This window comes from Rhodanobacter sp. C01 (assembly GCF_002001045.1).
Taxonomy (GTDB): Bacteria; Pseudomonadota; Gammaproteobacteria; order Xanthomonadales; family Rhodanobacteraceae; genus Rhodanobacter.
Map to the genome: position 1 here is coordinate 181,235 of NZ_MUNR01000014.1, position 17,354 is coordinate 198,588.

At 62.5% G+C, this 17,354-nt stretch carries 16 protein-coding genes; 3 read left to right on the forward strand and 13 right to left on the reverse strand.

Going from position 1 to position 17,354, the window contains the following annotated elements:
• Window positions 1-2: 2 nt before the first annotated feature.
• The 4 genes from B0E50_RS15055 to B0E50_RS15070 all read right to left on the reverse strand — a co-directional run bounded on the left by B0E50_RS15055 (window position 3) and on the right by B0E50_RS15070 (window position 3,531).
• On the reverse strand, window positions 3-584 hold the full coding sequence (locus B0E50_RS15055) for a DUF3501 family protein (RefSeq protein WP_077442630.1): 582 nt from the start codon (window positions 582-584) through the stop codon (window positions 3-5).
• Between the two features lie 2 nt (window positions 585-586).
• Window positions 587-1,927 carry a heterodisulfide reductase-related iron-sulfur binding cluster gene (locus tag B0E50_RS15060; RefSeq protein ID WP_077442159.1) on the reverse strand — a complete coding sequence of 447 codons (1,341 nt, stop codon included), beginning with the start codon at window positions 1,925-1,927 and terminating at the stop codon, window positions 587-589.
• An 85-nt stretch (window positions 1,928-2,012) separates the two neighbouring features.
• Entirely contained in the window at window positions 2,013-2,432 is a 420-nt protein-coding gene (locus B0E50_RS15065) for a rubrerythrin family protein (RefSeq protein WP_077442160.1), read from the reverse strand.
• A 127-nt stretch (window positions 2,433-2,559) separates the two neighbouring features.
• Complete coding sequence (locus B0E50_RS15070) at window positions 2,560-3,531, reverse strand: LysR substrate-binding domain-containing protein (RefSeq protein WP_077442161.1); 972 nt, start codon at window positions 3,529-3,531, stop codon at window positions 2,560-2,562.
• A 330-nt stretch (window positions 3,532-3,861) separates the two neighbouring features.
• Between B0E50_RS15070 and B0E50_RS15080 the strand changes: the two genes are divergently transcribed.
• Window positions 3,862-6,543, forward strand: coding sequence for a M1 family metallopeptidase (locus B0E50_RS15080; protein WP_077442163.1), 2,682 nt, complete (start codon window positions 3,862-3,864; stop codon window positions 6,541-6,543).
• A 249-nt stretch (window positions 6,544-6,792) separates the two neighbouring features.
• Window positions 6,793-7,521 carry a DUF6445 family protein gene (locus tag B0E50_RS15085; RefSeq protein WP_077442164.1) on the forward strand — a complete coding sequence of 243 codons (729 nt, stop codon included), beginning with the start codon at window positions 6,793-6,795 and terminating at the stop codon, window positions 7,519-7,521.
• Between the two features lie 45 nt (window positions 7,522-7,566).
• Here B0E50_RS15085 and B0E50_RS15090 read toward each other — a convergent pair whose 3' ends face one another.
• The 8 genes from B0E50_RS15090 to B0E50_RS15125 all read right to left on the reverse strand — a co-directional run bounded on the left by B0E50_RS15090 (window position 7,567) and on the right by B0E50_RS15125 (window position 15,832).
• A complete protein-coding gene (locus B0E50_RS15090; RefSeq protein WP_168170894.1) occupies window positions 7,567-8,550 on the reverse strand; it encodes a PAS domain S-box protein in 984 nt (327 codons plus the stop codon).
• A gap of 1,019 nt (window positions 8,551-9,569) precedes the next feature.
• A complete protein-coding gene (locus B0E50_RS15095; protein WP_077442166.1) occupies window positions 9,570-10,058 on the reverse strand; it encodes a hypothetical protein in 489 nt (162 codons plus the stop codon).
• Window positions 10,059-10,170: 112 nt separating this feature from the next.
• Window positions 10,171-11,184, reverse strand: coding sequence for an NADP-dependent oxidoreductase (locus B0E50_RS15100; RefSeq protein ID WP_077442167.1), 1,014 nt, complete (start codon window positions 11,182-11,184; stop codon window positions 10,171-10,173).
• A gap of 41 nt (window positions 11,185-11,225) precedes the next feature.
• Entirely contained in the window at window positions 11,226-12,014 is a 789-nt protein-coding gene (locus B0E50_RS15105) for an SDR family oxidoreductase (RefSeq protein ID WP_077442168.1), read from the reverse strand.
• A gap of 27 nt (window positions 12,015-12,041) precedes the next feature.
• Window positions 12,042-12,812 carry an SDR family oxidoreductase gene (locus tag B0E50_RS15110; protein ID WP_077442169.1) on the reverse strand — a complete coding sequence of 257 codons (771 nt, stop codon included), beginning with the start codon at window positions 12,810-12,812 and terminating at the stop codon, window positions 12,042-12,044.
• A gap of 31 nt (window positions 12,813-12,843) precedes the next feature.
• Entirely contained in the window at window positions 12,844-13,539 is a 696-nt protein-coding gene (locus tag B0E50_RS15115) for a histidine phosphatase family protein (RefSeq protein WP_077442170.1), read from the reverse strand.
• Window positions 13,536-14,606: a phosphotransferase family protein gene (locus B0E50_RS15120; protein ID WP_077442171.1), complete on the reverse strand. Its 1,071-nt coding sequence runs from the start codon at window positions 14,604-14,606 to the stop codon at window positions 13,536-13,538. The genes B0E50_RS15115 and B0E50_RS15120 overlap by 4 nt, the downstream gene beginning before the upstream one ends.
• Window positions 14,603-15,832, reverse strand: a complete 1,230-nt coding sequence (locus B0E50_RS15125; protein ID WP_077442172.1) for an acyl-CoA dehydrogenase family protein — start codon at window positions 15,830-15,832, stop codon at window positions 14,603-14,605. Before B0E50_RS15125 ends, B0E50_RS15120 begins: the two co-directional genes overlap by 4 nt.
• A gap of 139 nt (window positions 15,833-15,971) precedes the next feature.
• Between B0E50_RS15125 and B0E50_RS15130 the strand changes: the two genes are divergently transcribed.
• Complete coding sequence (locus tag B0E50_RS15130; protein WP_077442173.1) at window positions 15,972-16,895, forward strand: LysR family transcriptional regulator; 924 nt, start codon at window positions 15,972-15,974, stop codon at window positions 16,893-16,895.
• 119 nt (window positions 16,896-17,014) lie between these two features.
• Here B0E50_RS15130 and B0E50_RS15135 read toward each other — a convergent pair whose 3' ends face one another.
• A complete protein-coding gene (locus tag B0E50_RS15135) occupies window positions 17,015-17,320 on the reverse strand; it encodes a hypothetical protein (protein ID WP_077442174.1) in 306 nt (101 codons plus the stop codon).
• Window positions 17,321-17,354: the final 34 nt, after the last annotated feature.

Here is a 17,354-nt window from a genome sequence, read left to right on the forward strand (position 1 = left end):
GCTCAGGCGAAATCAGCCGCAAGCATGCAGCGCTGTTCGGGCGTGAGGGCCACTTCGACCGGCATCGCTGGCAGGGTCGATGCCAGCGTGACCGCGGCGCCCGCGTTCCAGTCCGCGATCATCGCCGCATCGAGCTCGAAGCGCAGGAAATGCACGGCGGCGGTCTTTTCGTCGTTGCTGCGCTCCATGTCTTCGTCGGCAATCGCGGTGACCGGGGCATGGCCGTGCACGTTCAACACGATGGCGTGCTCGATGTGGCGCAGGCGCACCAGCTCCAGCTTGCGTTGCTCGACATCGGGATACTCGATCAGCAGGGTCGCCTTGAGGTTGCCACCATCCGGGATCAGCGGATTGTAGGCATCGAGTTCATCCTGGATGCCGGCGCCCTCGAAGATGCGTTCGATGCGCAGCATTTCCTGCACCTGGTACTGCACGCTCAGGCGATCCTCGAAGATCAGCGTGAGGTGTGCACCAAGATGCACACTGCGTTTTTTCTTGTGTGCGATCACACTGCTGCGGAACTCGCCGCGTTGCTGCGCATAGGCTTCGAGGGTGAGCAGATCGGCGCGGGTCAGTTTGTCCATCATCAGATTCCGTAGGCCTTGCGCAGCAGGCTCAGCGGATGTTCCGCCACCGGCTTGTCGTCGAGGCCGTGGGCGATATGGCCGCCGGCCATCGGGCAGTCGCTGGTGAAGTGGTCGGCTTCGGCCTGCGCCACGCGATTCTCCACCGGTTTGGCCAGCTTGCGCGAGAGCGCATAGGTCGCATGCTTCACGCCATAGGTGCCGTCGTGGCCGGAGCACCGCTCGATCGTGACGACTTCGGTGTCGGGCACCAGTTGCAGGATGTCACGGGTTTTCGGGCCGATCTTCTGCACGCGCTGGTGGCACGGCACCTGCCAGGCGACCTTGCCCAGCGACTGTTCGAAGTCGGTCTGCAGCAGGCCGGCCTTGTGCCGTTCGGCGAGGTATTCGAATGGATCGAAGAATCGCTCGCGTACTAGCGCCACATCAGGATCATCCGGGAACATCAGCGGAAGCTCCTGCTTGAACATCAGCACGCAGGACGGAATCGCGGCAGTGAAGTCCCAGCCTTCGCGCGCCATCTTCGCCAGCACCGGAATGTTGCGCTCCTTGTATTTCTTCACCGTCTGCAGATCGCCCAATTCCAGCTTGGGCATGCCGCAGCAGCTTTCCTGTTCGACGAGTTTCGTCGGGATCGCATTGTGCGTCAGCACCGCGGCAAGATCCTCGACCACTACCGGGTCGGAGTGGTCGCAATAGCAGGTGGCGAAGATGGCAATCTTGCCGCGGGTGCGGCCAGCCGACGTCGCCGTACCGCTGCCATTGAGGTCGTGCAAGCGCTTGCGCGCGGGTGGCGTGTGGTACTCGGGTACCCGTGCGTCGGCATCGACGCCCATGGTTTTTTCCAGCAGTTTGCGCGCGCCGGGATGGTGGTTGGCAGCATTGATCACCTGCACCACCACCGGGATCGAGGCGAGCTTGCCGACGGCGCGGGTGTTGGAAAGAATCTTCGCCGATAGCGGGGCGCCATCACGCTCGAACGCCACCGCCTTGGCACGCAGCATCAGGTGCGGAAAATCCACGTTCCACGGATGCGGCGGTGTGTACGGACATTTGGTCTGGTAGCACAGGTCGCACAGGTAGCACTGCTCGGTGACCTTGGGATAGTCGGCCTTGTCGACGCCGTCGATCTCCATCGTCTTCGATTCGTCGATCAGGTCGAACAGGGTGGGGAAGGCGTGGCACAGGCTGACGCAGCGGCGACAGCCGTGGCAGATGTTGAACACGCGCTCCAGCTCGGCATCCAGCGCCTGCTGGTCCATGAATTCGGGATTGAGCCAGTCCAGCGGGTGCCGGGTTGGTGCTTGCAGATTGCCTTCGCCCTTTTCGTGGATCAGGTCCATCGTTGGCCTCCGCTGCGCTGGAAAAAGCAAGAGTGCTTTTTCGCCTAATCGGAAAAAGCGCTCTTGCCCCGATCCGGATACGCGATTAGCCCAGGTCGCCCAGCGCCTTGGTGAAGCGGTTGGCGTGCGAACGCTCGGCCTTGGCCAGGGTCTCGAACCAGTCGGCGATCTCGTCGAAGCCTTCCTCGCGTGCGGCCTTGTGCATGCCCGGGTACATGTCGGTGTACTCGTGGGTCTCGCCGGCGATGGCGCTTTTCAGGTTCAGGTGGGTTTCGCCGAACGGGAGGCCGGTGGCGGGATCACCCACGGCTTCGAGGTATTCCAGGTGGCCGTGCGCGTGACCGGTCTCACCTTCGGCGGTGGAGCGGAACACCGCGGAAACATCGTTGAAGCCTTCCACGTCGGCCTTGGCGGCGAAGTAGAGGTAGCGGCGGTTGGCCATCGATTCGCCGGCAAAGGCGTCTTTCAGGTTCTGCTCGGTCTTGGAGCCTTTCAGGTTACTCATGACATCACCTCGTGGCGTTGGGCTGGGAGGGAAATGTGAGCCGGCCTTGCGGTCGTGACCTGCCGAGCGTAGCGCCCGGCGGGCAGGGGATGAAATTGATTGTGTCGATGGAACGGATAGCTTGCAGCTATCGGCTTGCCGTCCGACGTTTCACTGCAGACTTGATCTCCGTGACAGGCGACGTGGCGGCGGTATGCGCGTCAAGCAGGTCAGGCGGCAGGCGCTGGAAGATCGCGGCCAGCCGCTGCAGGAAACCAGCCATGGCCGAGCTCTTGCGCCAGACCATGGCGATGCGTCGGCTCGGCGGGTGCCCCTTGAACTCGATCAGGTGCAGATTCGCCACCGGCGCCACCGGCCGCTTCACCGCCGTCACCGGCAGCAGGGTGATGCCGACGTTGGCTGCCACCATCTGTCGCAGGGTTTCCAGGCTGGTGGCACGGAAACCGGCATGTTCTCCGGCACCGGCCATGTGGCACACCTCCAGCGCCTGATCGCGCAGGCAATGGCCATCTTCCAGCAGCAACAGGTTCTGGCTGGAGAGGTCGGCCAGCTTCAGCTGCCCCTGCTTGTGTGCCAACGGGTGCTCGCCCGACACGGCCAGAAGAAAGGGCTCCTCGAACAGGAACTCGGTATGCAGGCTTTCTTCGTGCAATGGCAGCGCCAGGATGCCGGCGTCCAGCTTGCCTTCGCGCAGCAGGCGCAGCACCACTTCTGTTTTTTCCTCGACCAGCAACAGTTCCAGTCGTGGAAACGCCGCGCGCACCAGCGGCAGCGCATGCGGCAGCAGATACGGACCCAGGGTGGGGAAGATTCCCAGCCGGACCGTGCCCGATTCCGGGTCGAGCGTGCGCCGGGCCACGCCGCGGATCTGCTCGATCTCGTTGAGCACGTCGCGGGCACGCGTGGCGATGTCGCGGCCGACTTCGGTCAGCAGCACCTTGCGCGGCGTACGCTCGACCAGCGGCACGCCGAGTTCGTCTTCCAGCTTCTTGATCTGGGTCGACAAGGTCGGCTGGCTGACGAAGCAGGCATCGGCGGCGCGACCGAAGTGCCGATGCTCGGCCAGCGCTACCAGGTACTGCAGATCCCGCAGGTTCATCGTGCGCCTCGCTGAAGCCATAGATTCAACCTATGACAGCGATGGTAACAATCAATTTGAACGATGCAAGCGCGGGTTCTATCTTGCGTCTGTCGGGATCAGCCGGATACCGGCCCCGATCCACCGGCTTGAACCACCTGCGCGTCAGGAGTCCCTCCCTCCCCCGCTGACGCGCAGGCTCCCCACCGGCGGTGAAGCTCGCTTCACCGCCGGTTTTTTTTGCGTTCCAGTGGTCAGCTTCCGGCGGGAGCAGGCCATGCCTTCTGGCACTGGGTCGAAAGTCATGGCGCGCCTTAGCGTGGGCGTTCTGCATCTGCCAGGGGAAAGTCCATGCGTCGTTTCGTTCGCCCTCTTCTGCTGACCGCGCTTGCGGCCTGCTGTGGCGCCGCATTTGCCGGCACCGCCGAACAGGCGCCGCAGGGCCGCTTGCCGCGCTGGGCGGTGCCGCAGTCGTACCGGCTCTCGTTCAAGGTCGATCCGGCGCAGCAGGACTTCTCCGGCACCACCACGATCAAGGTCAAGCTCACCCAGGCATCTGATCACCTGTGGCTCGACGGCAGCGAACTGACCGTGTCGAAGGTGACCGTCACCGACGCAGCCGACAAGGTGCACGCGGGCAAGTACGTCGCGGTGGATCCGAAGGCCGGCGTGGTGCGGATCGATTTCGGCAGCACGCTGAAGCCGCAGGAGTTGACGCTTAGCTTCGATTACACCGCACCGCTCAACGCGCAATTGCAGGGGCTGTACAAGGTCAGCGCCAAGGGCCAGCCGTATGCGATGACGCAGATGGAGCCGATCAGCGCGCGCTTTGCCTTCCCCAGCTTCGACGAGCCGGGCTTCAAGACCCCGTTCGACATCAGCCTGACCATCCCCGATAGCCAGACCGCGGTGGCCAACACGCAGCAGGTGAAGGAGGTACCGGCGGGCAAGGGCTGGAAGACGCTGACCTTTGCGCAGACGCTGCCGCTGCCGACCTACCTGGTTGCCTTTGGTGTCGGCCCGTGGAGCATTGCCACGGCACCGGACATTTCGCCCGATGCCTATCGCAACACGCCGCTGCCGCTGCGTGGCATCGCCTCCGCCGGCGAGGCGCATCGGATGTCGCATGTGCTGGGCGAGACACCGAGCATCATCCACGCGCTGGAGAATTATTACGGCTTCGGCTACCCGTGGGACAAGCTCGACGTGCTCGCTGCACCGGACTTCTCCGCTGGCGCCATGGAAAACGCCGGCCTGGTCACCTTCCGTGACTGGCTGCTGCTGCTCGACAAGGATTCGCCGGCGCGCAACGTGCGTGGTTCGTTCAACGTCACCGCGCATGAGCTGGCGCACCAGTGGACCGGCGACACGGTGACGCTGGAATGGTGGAACGACATCTGGCTCAACGAAGCCTTCGCTACCTGGATGCAGCAGAAGGTGACGATGGAAGTGCACCCTGAATACCGCGCCGATCTCGACCGTGTACGCGGCGGGCAGGGCGCGATGGCGAACGACAGTCTGGTCAGCGCACGGCGCATTCGCCAGCCGATCACCGGCAATGGCGACATCATGACCGCGTTCGACGGCATCACGTACCAGAAGGGCGCCAGCGTCATTGGCATGTTCGAGAGCTATGTCGGCGAGAAGACCTTCCAGAAGGGCATGCGTGCGTATATCCAGCAGCACAAGTTCGGCAATGCAGTAGCCGACGATCTGGTTTCGGCGATCGCCACCGCTGCCGGCAAGGGCGATGCGTTCAAGCATGCGTTCAACAGCTTCCTGGACCAGTCCGGCGTGCCGTACGTGCAGACCAAACTCGAGCAGAAGGACGGCAAGACCGTGCTGCAGCTCAGCCAGAGTCGCTACCTGCCGCTCGGCAGCACCGGCGATGCGCAGCGCATCTGGGGCGTGCCGGTATGCGTGCGCTATGGCACTACCGACGGTAGCAAGGTCAGTTGCGAGATGCTCGACAAGACGACCGGCTCGATGGTACTGGCGGGTGCCAGCAACCCGACCTGGGTGATGCCGAATGCGAATGCCGGCGGCTACTACCGCTTCAGTCTGGGCAAGCAGGATCTGGCCAGCCTGACCCATGCAGCAGGCAAGCTCAGCGATGCCGAGCAACTGGCTTATGCCGATGCGATCGATGCCAGCTTCCGCCATGGCGATCTGGATGCCGGCGACGTGCTGGCTGCGCTGAAGCCGCTGACCGGCTCGAAGATCCGCGAGGTTGCCACCGCGCCACTCGGCCAGCTCGGCTGGATCTACCAGCACGAAGCCACCACCGATGCCCAGCGCGCGCGTCTGGCTGAGTGGGTGAAGGATGCCTACCTGCCACGCCTGGAACAGCTTGGCTACCAGCGCAAGGCTGGCGAATCCGAGGACGACTCGCTGCTGCGCAGCACTCTGGCCAGCAGCCTGGCGTTCGACTTCAAGCTGCCCGAAGTGCGTGCCGCACTGCTCAAACAGGGTGAGGCAGCACTGAAGCCAAAGGCGGATGGCCGTCTGGACCTGGATGCGGCCGATCCGGATCTGCTGGGTGATGCGCTCGGCATCGCGGTGCAGGAGCAGGGCAAGCCCGCTGTCGATGCGCTGATCGCCGAGCTGCCGAAGACCAGTGACGCTGCATTGCGCAATGGCATCCTCGGTGGTCTGTCCAGCGTGGAAGATCCGGCGCTGACCGAGCAGGTACGTAACTTCGCTCTGGACAAGCAGGTCAAGGTTGGCGAGATGACCATGCTGCTGATGAGTGGTCGCGACACGACCGCCCAGCGCGATGCGATGTGGCAGTGGTTCACTGCGCACTACCCGCAGATCCTGGCGCGTACCGGCAGTTTCGCGGGCGGTTTCCTGCCACGACTGGCCGCCGGTGGCGGTTGTTCGCAGGCGGAAGCCGATCGCGTGCAGGCCTTCTTCAAGCCACGTCTGAACGACGCGGCTGGCATCGAACGCGGCCTGGCGCAGACCGGCGAGTCGATCCAGCTGTGCAGCGCGTTGAAGGCGAAGCAGGATCCGGCGGCGATCGTGCGCTGACGATGGCTCAGGTCTTCATGCAATCCGGTGCGAGGTACAGTCATTTCCCGCGCCGAATTGCATTTGGGCCTTCGGACAAAGCAGGTCGCCTGAGATGGCTGCACAGCTGATCAGGTCCATAAGATCAACCATTGACCGGAAGCCGATATAAAGTCGGGGCCAAGCCGCCATCCTGGCGACAAGGTGTGATGGCTGGACCGACTTGGGTTTGGCGAATTTCCCAAGCGCGCATTTCGGACGGCGAATCTCATGGAGACGCAACCCATCCAGGTGTTCAATCCACAGGCCCTGATCGATCGGGTGCCGCTGGCGAACGGCAGCACGTGTTATGTCGTCGACGATGCGCTGCTGGAGCCGGAACGATTCGTTGCATGGACCGCAGCGCGCAGTGACGCGTTTCGTCGCATCGACTTCAGCGCCTATCCGGGTAACTACCTGATGGCGTCGGCGTCGGTCAACGATGCGTTGAGGGAGTTCTTTATCCATCGGATGCGCAGTCTGTTCGATGCTCGCCGCCTGTTGCAGATGCACTGCCGACTGTCGATGGTGACTCTGGCGCCAGAGTCACTGCAACCCTATCAATGGCTGTGTCATAGCGACAATTTCAATCTCGATCGTGCGTTCAGCATCCAAGCTTCGGTGTTGTATCTGTTCAAGGATCAGAGCCTCGGCGGCACGAGCTTCTATGAGCCCACCGGGTCGCCTGCTGACACTTCACAACTGTTCGCCGATTCGACTGCGTTGTCCGGCGAAGCCTTCACTCGGCGCTATGGAATCCAGCCAGGCTATATCCATGCATCGAACAGCTATTTCACGCAAATCGGCAGTGTACCGGCGCGATGGAACCGCATGATCTTCTACGACGGCAGCATGCTTCACTCTGGAGACATTGCCAGCCCCGAAAAGCTCGGCACGGATCCGTCGTCCGGGCGACTGACATTCAATGGTTTTTTCACCTGTCGCCGTCACGCAGTGTGAGGCTATGGCTGTTGCGAGTGGCAAGCGGACATCTCAGGTCGGATATCAACTGGTGTGACCAGACTCGACGTCATCCACGTTGGCGCTCCACTGCACATGATCCATCCATCCATGTTCTTTTTCGAAAACATCCTCGATTTCACGGGCGATCCGGTCGCCGATGTGCGTGGAGGGTTTTTCGGATGCGAATCGGCTGACCTGGGCCGCCGACTTGCCCAGCATCCCGGCCAGCATGGTCAGGCCGCCGGTACGCTTTCCGTCGCGTCCCGCATTGCGCTCGAGCTCCCTGACAAGTGCGCGGACATTGCGGTGCCGGATCTCCTTGACATCCATCTGCTCGATCAGAAGGCGCCACCGCGCCTCGCTTTCGGCCAGAGCGGCTTCGGATTTTTTCCGGTCGGTAATGTCCATGACGATACCGACGTAACGCTCCGCGGCACCCTTGGTGGAAATGACTTCGCCTCTGCGTGCGATCCACCGGATTTCGCCCGTGGCCGGGTCGACGCGCCGGTACTCCGCATATGCGAGTGGATCGGCCAGCGTGGAATGTCGATGCGCCACTGCCTGCTGGTCATCCGGGTGTACCAGACTGGCCAGCAGTTCGACCGTGACGGCAACATCGGCGTCCAGCCCCCATATGCGCCGGAATTGATCGGAAACCTCGAGGCGGCCGGTTTCCGGATACACCTCGAAGATGCCCACGCCGCCGGCTTGCTGGGCAATGCGAAGGCGCTCCTCGGATTGAAATCGCCTGGTGGTGTTCTTGACGACCGCGAACACCCCTGCAGGTGTCCCGGTTTCGTCGACGATGGGGCTGTAGTTGATGTCGAGCCAGATGTCCTCCGGCTCGCCATCGCGCAGCAATACGAAATGTTCATTGCGGTAGTTGAGGGTGTTTCCCTTGAGCACATCGCTCACTACCTGTGCCCTGAAATCCGCTATCTCCGACCAGCTGTCGTGAATCGTCTGGCCGAGCAGCCCGGGATGACGGGAGCCGGCGATTTCACGGTACGCATCGTTGTAGAGCATGTAACCCTCAGGCCCCCACTGGATGGTCATAGGTACATCGCTGCGCAGGATCAGTGACACCGCTGTCCGCAAGCACGCGGGCCACTGGTCCAGTTTGCCCAGTGAGGTTTTCTGCCAGTCGTAGGCACGGATCAGTTCGCCGGTTTTGGAGCCGCTGCCAAGGAAGGGATAGGGGATGCTGGCAGCGGGTTCAGTCATGCGATGCCTGAAAGACAAGGTGAGAGTAGTGATGGGAATGATGAGTATGGAACGCTCATCTCAAGATGAAAATTGTACTGTGGATCGCGTTGCGACTTGCGCACCTTGCGGATTTTTCTGCGCGTGACGGCCGCTGTAGATGGACCGTGCGTGGTTTCGGCCGCTGGTTTTTTCAAGCAGGATTTCGCGCGTCTGCGAAAGGCGAGTCACTTTCTCTCGCTTGCCCAATCTGCCTCGAAGCAAAGTTCAAGTGCAGAGCGGTCGATCGCCTTCGGCGACCGAGTCACTTTTCTCTTGCGTGGCCAAGAGAAAAGTAACCAAAAGAGAAGGCCACCTCGCACGCCGCTGCAGAGTGGCCCCGGGTAGAGCGACGCGCATCCTGCGCGTACTTTTCAGAAGAGCCGGATCAAATGCAGAGCAACAGTAGAACAAGGCAGAGCGATGCTTTGCTCTTGCTGTCGCGTCTGCTTCTTCGCTTTCAGCTTTTCACCGAGTGCGGGCCACGATGGCCCGCTGCTCTACTGGGGCCCCTGTGCGGCGGTGAGTCGGGGACGACAGGCCCGCAGGGGCATCGGCATGGATGCCGATGCCTTTTCGTCAGGACAGGAGTCCTGTCGAAAAGCCCGGCCCCGGCTCACGGACTTGCCGGGCAGGATGCCCGGCAAGCGCCAAGTGGGGTGGCCTTTCTCTTTGGTTACCTTTCTCTTTGGCCACGCAAAGAGAAAGTAACTCGGGCGCCGCAGGCGCACGAAAGCTCTTGCTTCTGCGAAATACTCGAAAGTCCCGACATACATTCAAAAGGCTAGGCGTGTCGATCCTAGCTATTGTGGCTTCTTCTGACATCGAACCCAAACGGAAAACAAAGCGTACATCAGGCCCTGAACAGCTAAGACAACCCAAGGCACGGCCCCATTACCTTGCACACCGATCGGCGTAACCATGACAAGTGCAAAAATAAACAAGTATGGCAACCACTTGGAAAATTTGTATTGCACCTCTAGTTCGACGACATGCCGCTTAGCAAACATCTGGAAGATGTAATTCGCGATCAAGGCTAGGGGTAAGGCCACGTATGTAAAGGCAATCGCTGTGCTGGAGAAGGGATTTTTCGGATTCAATGGCCCGAACGAACAGCAATCAGCGAGAACGCCTCCGATATCAAAAACCTGATTCTCAAAAATTCTGAGCATTGATGAGATCAGGATCGCGAAAATCAATGTAGTCATGATGCTGGCATTGAAATACTGGTGACTCTCACCCTTATCTTCCGGCTGTGAGAGCACGGCGTAGACGTAGAAAAGTGCTTGCATGTGGTTCCCCAAACCTACACTGATACTCGAATGCTAACGAAAAAAATGCCCAATTCAGCAGGCTTGTAATATCCGCTTTGGGAGGAAGCGGACATTACAGGACAATCACGCCTTACGCCTGCGGATCCACCCGCAACACCAACTTCCCCCGATGACTCCCATCAAACAACCGATTCAGCGCCTCGGGCGCAGTCTCCAACCCCTCCGCCACCGTCTCCTCTACCTTCAACTTCCCCTCGCGAATCCACCCACCCAGCGCCTGCACCGCCTCACGCGTCTTCGTGTAATCAAGAATCAAGAACCCCCGCATGCTAAGGCGCTTCATCACGAACACGCCGTAGTCGTCGCTGGGACGTTCGCCGCTGTTGTAGCCGGAGATCAGGCCACACAGGGCGATGCGGCCGCCGATGACCATGCGTGAGAGCACCGCGCGCATCACTTCGCCGCCGACGTTCTCGAAGTTGACGTGGACGCCGTCGGGGGTGGCGGCCTTGAGTTGTTGTTTGAAGTCTTCGGCCTTGTAGTCGACGGCGGCGTCGAAGCCGAGTTCGTCGGTGAGGTAGCGGCACTTGTCGGCGCCGCCGGCGATGCCGACTACGCGCGCGCCGTGGATCTTGCCGATCTGGCCGGCGATGGAGCCGACCGAGCCGGCGGCGGCGGAGACCACCAGGGTTTCGCCGGGTTGCACCGGGGCGATGTCGGTGAGGCCGTAGTAGGCGGTGATACCGCTCATGCCGCAAGCGCCGAGCAGGGTGGGTAGTGGAATGCCGGGATCGGCGGGCAGGCGCACGTAGCCCTTGGCGCTGTCGTGCAGCACCAGATAGTCCTGCCAGCCGGTGATGCCTTGCACCAGGTCGCCGACCTGATATTGCGCAGAGCGCGACTGCACCACGCGGCCAAGGCCGAGCGCGCGCATCACTTCGCCGATCGCCACCGGCGGCAGGTATTGCGGGATGTCGCGCATCCACACGCGGTTGGTCGGATCCATCGAGAGGTACAGCACGCGCAGCAGCACCTCACCATCTTTCAGCTCGGGTACGGGCTGTTCGACCAGGTCGAAGTTCTCGCGCTTGACCAGGCCTTCGGGGCGGGTCTTCAGGAGCAGTTGGCGATTGACGTAGGACATGGGATTCACCGTGATGCAGGAAGGGGAGTGGGTGCGTTCGACTATACGGCGCAGGCGCCGCCGTCGATCACCATTTCGGCGGCGGTGACGTAGCGGCTTTCGTCGGAAGCGAGATACAACACGGCATAGGCGACATCGTCCGGCTCACCGAGGCGGTGCATGGGGATGCCGTGGGTGAGCTTGCGGGTGGCTTCCTCCTCGCCCAGCGCGTCGAAGAATGGCGCCACGATGCCGGTGCGGATGAAGGCCGGGTGGATCGAGTTGCAGCGCACGTCGATCTTTTGCCTTGTGCAGTCGATCGCGACCGATTTGGTCAGCATCGCCACCGCGGCCTTGGAGGTGTTGTAGGCGGTGTAATCGGGGCCCACCTTGAATGCGGCCAGCGAGGAGATATTGACGATCGACGCGGGCTGATGCGCACGCAACAGCGGCAGCGCATGTTTGCAGCCGAGCATGATGCTCTCGACGTTGACGCTCATCACGCGGCGCCACTCCTTCAGCTCGATCTGCTCCACCGTGCCGAGTGAACCGATGCCGGCATTGTTGACCAGCACCGAGAGGCCACCCATGGCCTCATTCGCTTCGGCCAGCAGCGCGTGCCAGCGCTCCTCGTCGCGCACGTCCTGCGCGGCGGACCAGGCAACTTGCCGACCGCGTTCGCGGTTGATCTCGTCAGCCACGGCACGCACGCCGGCTTCGTCGATATCGGTAAGAAAGACATTCGCGCCGTGTCGCGCGAGCATGCGTGCGATCGCGGCGCCGAGACCGCCGGCGGCGCCGGTGACGAAGGCGCGCTTGCCGGCGACGCGGTGTGCGGAAGGTTCGGTCATGGCGTGTTCCTTGTGATGTTGATCGAATCAGACACAGAGATAACCGCCATCGACGTTAAGCACCGCGCCGGTGGTGTACGACGATGCATCGGAGGCGAGGTAGAGCGCGGCGCCGGCCATCTCCGACGGCTGCGCTACACGACGCATCGGCACGTGCGCCAGCGCCTGCTTGAGGATCGCTGGCGTATTCACCAGCACCGAGGCGAACTTGGTGTCGGTAAGTCCCGGCAGCAATGCGTTGCAGCGCACGCCGGCCGAGGCGCATTCCACCGCGAACGCCTTGGTCATCGAGATCACCGCCGCCTTGGTGATCGAGTAGATGCCCTGCTGGAAGCCCGGCACCACGCCGTTGACCGAGGCCACGTTGACGATCGCGCCGCCGCCGTTGGCGGCCATCAGCTTCGCGCCATGCGTGGACATGTAGAAGTAGCCGCGGATGTTGACGTCGACGGTCTTCTGGAAGATGCCCGGATCGGTATCCAGGATGCTGCCGAAGTAGGGATTGGTGGCCGCGTTGTTGACCAGGATGTCGAGCCGGCCGTGGCGTTGCGTCACGTGTGCGAACAGCGCCTCGATCTGCGCCAGCTCGCCGATGTGGCAGGCGAAGGCCTCGGCCGAACCGCCGGCCGCGACTATCTCGTCGACCACCAACTGGCAATCGGCCTCGCGTCGGCTCGAGACGATGGCATGCGCACCGTGTGCAGCCAGCAGCTTGGCGATTTCGGCGCCGATGCCGCGGCTGGCACCGGTGACGATGGCGATCTTGCCCTTGAGATCGAAGTTCGGAGTGGTGCTCATGGCGAGGTCTCTTGGCGAAAGTGGGAGGGAGTCAGCGCAGCGTGACGAGGTGGTGGCCGTTTGCGTGTTCCAGGTGAGGCCATGCGTTGTAGGTGATCAGCGTCGCGCCGCGCTGGCCGAGTCGCAGCCGCGTGAGGCCGGTGTTTACCAGCGGCCAGCTGAGTTTGAAGGCCTGCGCCAGAGGCGCGTCGAGCAGTGCGTTGGCGACCACTGCGATCGGGCCGCCCGAGGTGAACGCCCATGTCGTGCGTGCCGGATGCTCGGTCAGCGTCTGCAGTGCATGCATGACGTTGCCGCGAAAGGTCGGCCAGGTGAGCTGGTACTCAGCGTCGTGCGCGCCGTCGACCCAGCGTGCGATGGCATCGGCGAACAGGTGATGGAAAGCGCGGTGAGGGTCGGGCGTCTGCTTCAATTCCGCACGCAGTGCGCCGGACCCGTTCAGATCGGGTCGAAGCCGTGCGAGCAGATCGTGGTGATCGACTTCGTCCAGGCCGTCCAACATCAGTGGTTCACGATCGATGCCTGCGGCTTCGAGACATAGCTCGGCGGTGCGTCGATGCCGTTCGCGTGGTCCGATCGCGATCAGGTCCGGGGTCGATCCACATGCCGCCAGCCACGCACCCAGTCGGCGTGATTGTTCTTCGCCAAGCGGCGACAAGCGATCGTATTCATCGGCGCTGAAACTGGCCTGACCATGACGGATCAGCAGCAGGCTGCGCGCGCTCACAGCGTCGAACGACCGATGATGCGGCGGCAGCGCCCACCCATGTAGCGAGCGGCCTGACCGAAACCGGCGAACTGCGGGTTGCTGGTCTGGCCGAGCGCGAAGCGACGGTAGATCTGTTGGATGATTACCATCAGCCGAAACAGTCCGAACACTTCGTAGAAATCGAAGTTGTCCACATGCAGGCCGCTGCGCTGGCCGTAGTAATCGATCACCTCGTGCCGCGTCAGCATGCCGGGTACATGCGTGGGCTGCCGGCGGAACGACTGGAACGTGGCATCGTCGTCGGCCTGCACCCAGTACGCGAGCGAGCCGCCCAGATCCATCAACGGATCGCCGATGGTGGCCATCTCCCAGTCCAGCACGCCGATGATCTCGAGCGGATGCTCGGGATCGAGCACCACATTGTCAAAGCGGTAGTCGTTATGGATCACGCAGCTGGCGCTGTCGTGCGCCGGCTGTTTCGCCGCCAGCCACGCCATGACATCGGCGCAGGCATCGGTGTCCTCGGTGGCTGCTTTTTGCCAGCGATCGCTCCAGCCAGCGACTTGTCGCGCGATATAGCCGCCACCCTTGCCGATGTGTTGCAGCTCGGGCAGCGAAGCATCCACCTGATGCAGCTCGATCAGGCGATCGATGAAGCCCAGACAGAGCTGGCGTGCGCCGTCCACATCGAGACCCAGCTCAGGCGGCAGCTCGCGGCGCAGGATGCTGCCGCGCAGCCGCTCCATCACGTAGAAGTCATGGCCGATCACCGATGCGTCGTCGCAGGTGGCGAGGATTGCCGGCACATATGGATAGTGCGGCTTCAGCGCGGCCATCACCTGCGCTTCGCGCAGCATGTCGTGCGCGGATTTGGCCTTGGCGCCGGCCGGTGGACGGCGCAGCACCAGTTCGCGATCGCTATAGGCAATCAGATAGGTGAGGTTGGAGGCGCCGTCGGGAAATTGCGCGATTGTTGGTGTGCCATCGAGACCATCGACATGTTGCTTCAGGAACGCATCGACGCGCTGCAGGTCGAGCGCATCCTCGTCGCGCACCGCACGCGGTTGATCCAGCGGCGTGGTCATCGTGCCGGCTCCTGTGCGCCTTGCGCTTTCATTTCCAGCCGCGCGATCACGCCGCGATGGACTTCGTCCGGGCCGTCGGCCAGACGCAGCACGCGCGCATAGGCGTACAGCTGCGCCAGCGGAAAATCGTCGGACAGACCGGCGCCGCCGTGGATCTGGATCGCTGCGTCGGCTGTCTGCTGTGCCACGGCCGGCACGACCACTTTGATCTGCGAGATCAGGCTGAGCGCAGCCTTGGTGCCCTGCGTGTCCAATGTCCAGGCAGTTTTCAGCGTCAGCAGGCGCGCCTGCTCGATCGCCATGCGCAGGTTGGCGATGATGTCCGGATTGCCGCCGAGCTCGGACAACGGCTTGCCGAACGCGATGCGTGAACGAGCACGTGCACACAGCAGGGTCAGCGCGCGTTCCGCCGCGCCGATCGCGCGCATGCAGTGGTGCACGCGCCCGGGCCCCAGCCGACCCTGGGCGATTTCGAAGCCGCGGCCCGCACCGAGGATCACGTTCTCCACCGGCAACCGCACATGGGCAAAGCTCAACTCGCCATGACCGCTGGGTTCGTCGAAGTGATGAAACACCGGCAGCATGCGTTCGATGGCGACGCCCGGACTGTCGAGCGGGCAGATCACCATGCTGTGGCGCCGGTGTGGTTCGGCCTGCGGGTCGCTCAGCCCCATGAAGATCACGAAGCGGCAATGCGGGTGGCCAGTGCCGGTGGTCCACCACTTGCGCCCGTTCAACACGACCTGGTCGCCTTCGATGGTGGCGGTGGCCTGCATATTGGTGGCGTCGGAAGAGGCCACATCCGGCTCGGTCATGCCGAAGGCCGAGCGGATCCGGCCGTCCAGCAAGGGCTGCAACCAGCGCTCCCGTTGTTCCGGCGTGCCATAGCGGTGCAGCACTTCCATGTTGCCGCTGTCGGGCGCGCTGCAGTTGAACACCTCGGGCGCGATGAAGGAATGCCCCATGATTTCCGCCAGTGGCGCGTAATCCACATGGCTGAGGCCGGCACCGTGTTCGGCGTCGGGAAGGAACAGGTTCCACAGTCCGGAGGCGCGTGCCTTCGCCTTCAGGCTTTCCATCACCGCCGGTTGCCGCCACTGGCGATGGTCGCTACTGCCAGTCAACTGCGTGGCGTAGACGCGTTCGGCAGGAACCACTTCATCGCGCATGAAGGTGGAGAGGCGTTCGACGAGAGCCTGCGTACGTTCGGAAGCGGCGAAGTCCACGAGGTTTCCTCCTGACCAGCAGCCAGCCTACGCCTCGTCCATATAATTAGTGAAATGAATATGCTTTATGACTATCCATTAACATGGCTGATGACTTTGGTGCCGATGTCTTCGGCACGCGCACGGTAGGGAGCAGGACATGGACCGCACCGACAACCGCATCGACCTGAACCTGTTCCGCGTACTCGACGCGATCTACAGCCATGGCGGCGTCAGTGCTGCCGCACGGGTGCTGCACCTGACCCAGCCGGCGGTCACGCATGCCTTGCAGCGCTTGCGCGACCAGCTCGGTGATCCGCTGTTCGTGCGCCAGGGCAACCGCCTGCTTCCCACCGAAAAGGTACGCACGATGATGCCGGCGGTGCAGCTGCATCTGAAAGGCCTGCATGCCAGCGCGCACGCGCAGCCGCGCTTCGATCCGGCGCAACTGGATCTCGAGTTGACTGTGGGTTTTCGCGACATCCTCGAATCGATCGCGTTGCCTTCGCTGCTGGCACGGATCGAGCAGCATGCGCCGCAGTTGCGCGTGGTCAGTCGTCGCGTTGCGGCCGATGACGTGGAGCGGGAGCTGGCGGCGGGCACGGTGGATCTGGTGGTGGATCGGCCACTGCGGGCCGGTGCGCACATTTCCAGCAAGCGTCTGCTCGACGAATCACTGGTCGTGGTGATGCGTGCCGGTCATCCGTGTGCCACACAACTCCGGCGCAGCGACTATATGAGCGCCCGGCATGTCGCCGTGTCGGCGTTGGGTGAGGCCAATGCACTGGATATGCTGCTCGGCCAGAACGGCATGTTCCGTCACGTGCAGCTGGTCTGCCAACACTACTTCTCCGCCTGCCAGATTGCGGCGGCCACGCAAATGCTGCTGACCGTGCCGCGCTCGTATGCCAACCATCTGGCCACGCTGTTGCCGATTGCCGTGCAGCCCTTGCCTATACGGCTGAAGGCATTTCCGATTCTGGCCTACTGGCACGCGTCGAAAGACGACGACCGCGCGCATACCTGGTTTCGACAATGGGTGTTCGAGGCGATCACCCAGGCGATCGAGCCGGTGCGCCGCTGATCGCGACATGCTCGGTCTGCTTGCCGCGTAGCGGTCCTGACATTGAGAACAGAATGGCGAAATGGTCGATACCGGCACGCGGTATCGACAGGTGTGTGCCAGTGGCGTGGTTCATTGCCTCATGGCGAGCCAACGATCATGTAACTGGCATGGCCGCTAAGCGCATCTCTCATGTAGGAGACCGTGACTCTGCCGCTGGCGTTGCTGAAGGCACTGGCGGTGACGGTGGAGCGCGGCGGATCCAGTCGTACCTGGCAGGTATAGGCTCTGCTCGAACGACTGTAAGCGGTGACCTGGCAGGATTCGACCGAGCCCTCTAGATTTTCCTGTACGGAATTGGGAGACCACGCGGCATAGACGGCCGCGAGGATGGCGAACCCAAAGAACGTGCAGGCGATGACCGTCCCAGTTTTGGCTTTTTTCATGCAGGGCACTACCGGTCGGTGAATGCCCGGAGCG

What these genes read in the sequence shown, in the direction of transcription:
- B0E50_RS15100 (WP_077442167.1), bottom strand. Translation starts at nt 11,184, where the DNA reads ATGTCCTACGTCAATCGCCAACTGCTCCTGAAGACCCGCCCCGAAGGC.
- B0E50_RS15080 (WP_077442163.1), top strand. Translation starts at nt 3,862, where the DNA reads ATGCGTCGTTTCGTTCGCCCTCTTCTGCTGACCGCGCTTGCGGCCTGC.
- B0E50_RS15130 (WP_077442173.1), top strand. Translation starts at nt 15,972, where the DNA reads ATGGACCGCACCGACAACCGCATCGACCTGAACCTGTTCCGCGTACTC.
- B0E50_RS15065 (WP_077442160.1), bottom strand. Translation starts at nt 2,432, where the DNA reads ATGAGTAACCTGAAAGGCTCCAAGACCGAGCAGAACCTGAAAGACGCC.
- B0E50_RS15095 (WP_077442166.1), bottom strand. Translation starts at nt 10,058, where the DNA reads ATGCAAGCACTTTTCTACGTCTACGCCGTGCTCTCACAGCCGGAAGAT.
- B0E50_RS15120 (WP_077442171.1), bottom strand. Translation starts at nt 14,606, where the DNA reads ATGACCACGCCGCTGGATCAACCGCGTGCGGTGCGCGACGAGGATGCG.
- B0E50_RS15085 (WP_077442164.1), top strand. Translation starts at nt 6,793, where the DNA reads ATGGAGACGCAACCCATCCAGGTGTTCAATCCACAGGCCCTGATCGAT.
- B0E50_RS15110 (WP_077442169.1), bottom strand. Translation starts at nt 12,812, where the DNA reads ATGAGCACCACTCCGAACTTCGATCTCAAGGGCAAGATCGCCATCGTC.
- B0E50_RS15070 (WP_077442161.1), bottom strand. Translation starts at nt 3,531, where the DNA reads ATGAACCTGCGGGATCTGCAGTACCTGGTAGCGCTGGCCGAGCATCGG.
- B0E50_RS15090 (WP_168170894.1), bottom strand. Translation starts at nt 8,550, where the DNA reads ATGCTCTACAACGATGCGTACCGTGAAATCGCCGGCTCCCGTCATCCC.
- B0E50_RS15055 (WP_077442630.1), bottom strand. Translation starts at nt 584, where the DNA reads ATGGACAAACTGACCCGCGCCGATCTGCTCACCCTCGAAGCCTATGCG.
- B0E50_RS15135 (WP_077442174.1), bottom strand. Translation starts at nt 17,320, where the DNA reads ATGAAAAAAGCCAAAACTGGGACGGTCATCGCCTGCACGTTCTTTGGG.
- B0E50_RS15105 (WP_077442168.1), bottom strand. Translation starts at nt 12,014, where the DNA reads ATGACCGAACCTTCCGCACACCGCGTCGCCGGCAAGCGCGCCTTCGTC.
- B0E50_RS15060 (WP_077442159.1), bottom strand. Translation starts at nt 1,927, where the DNA reads ATGGACCTGATCCACGAAAAGGGCGAAGGCAATCTGCAAGCACCAACC.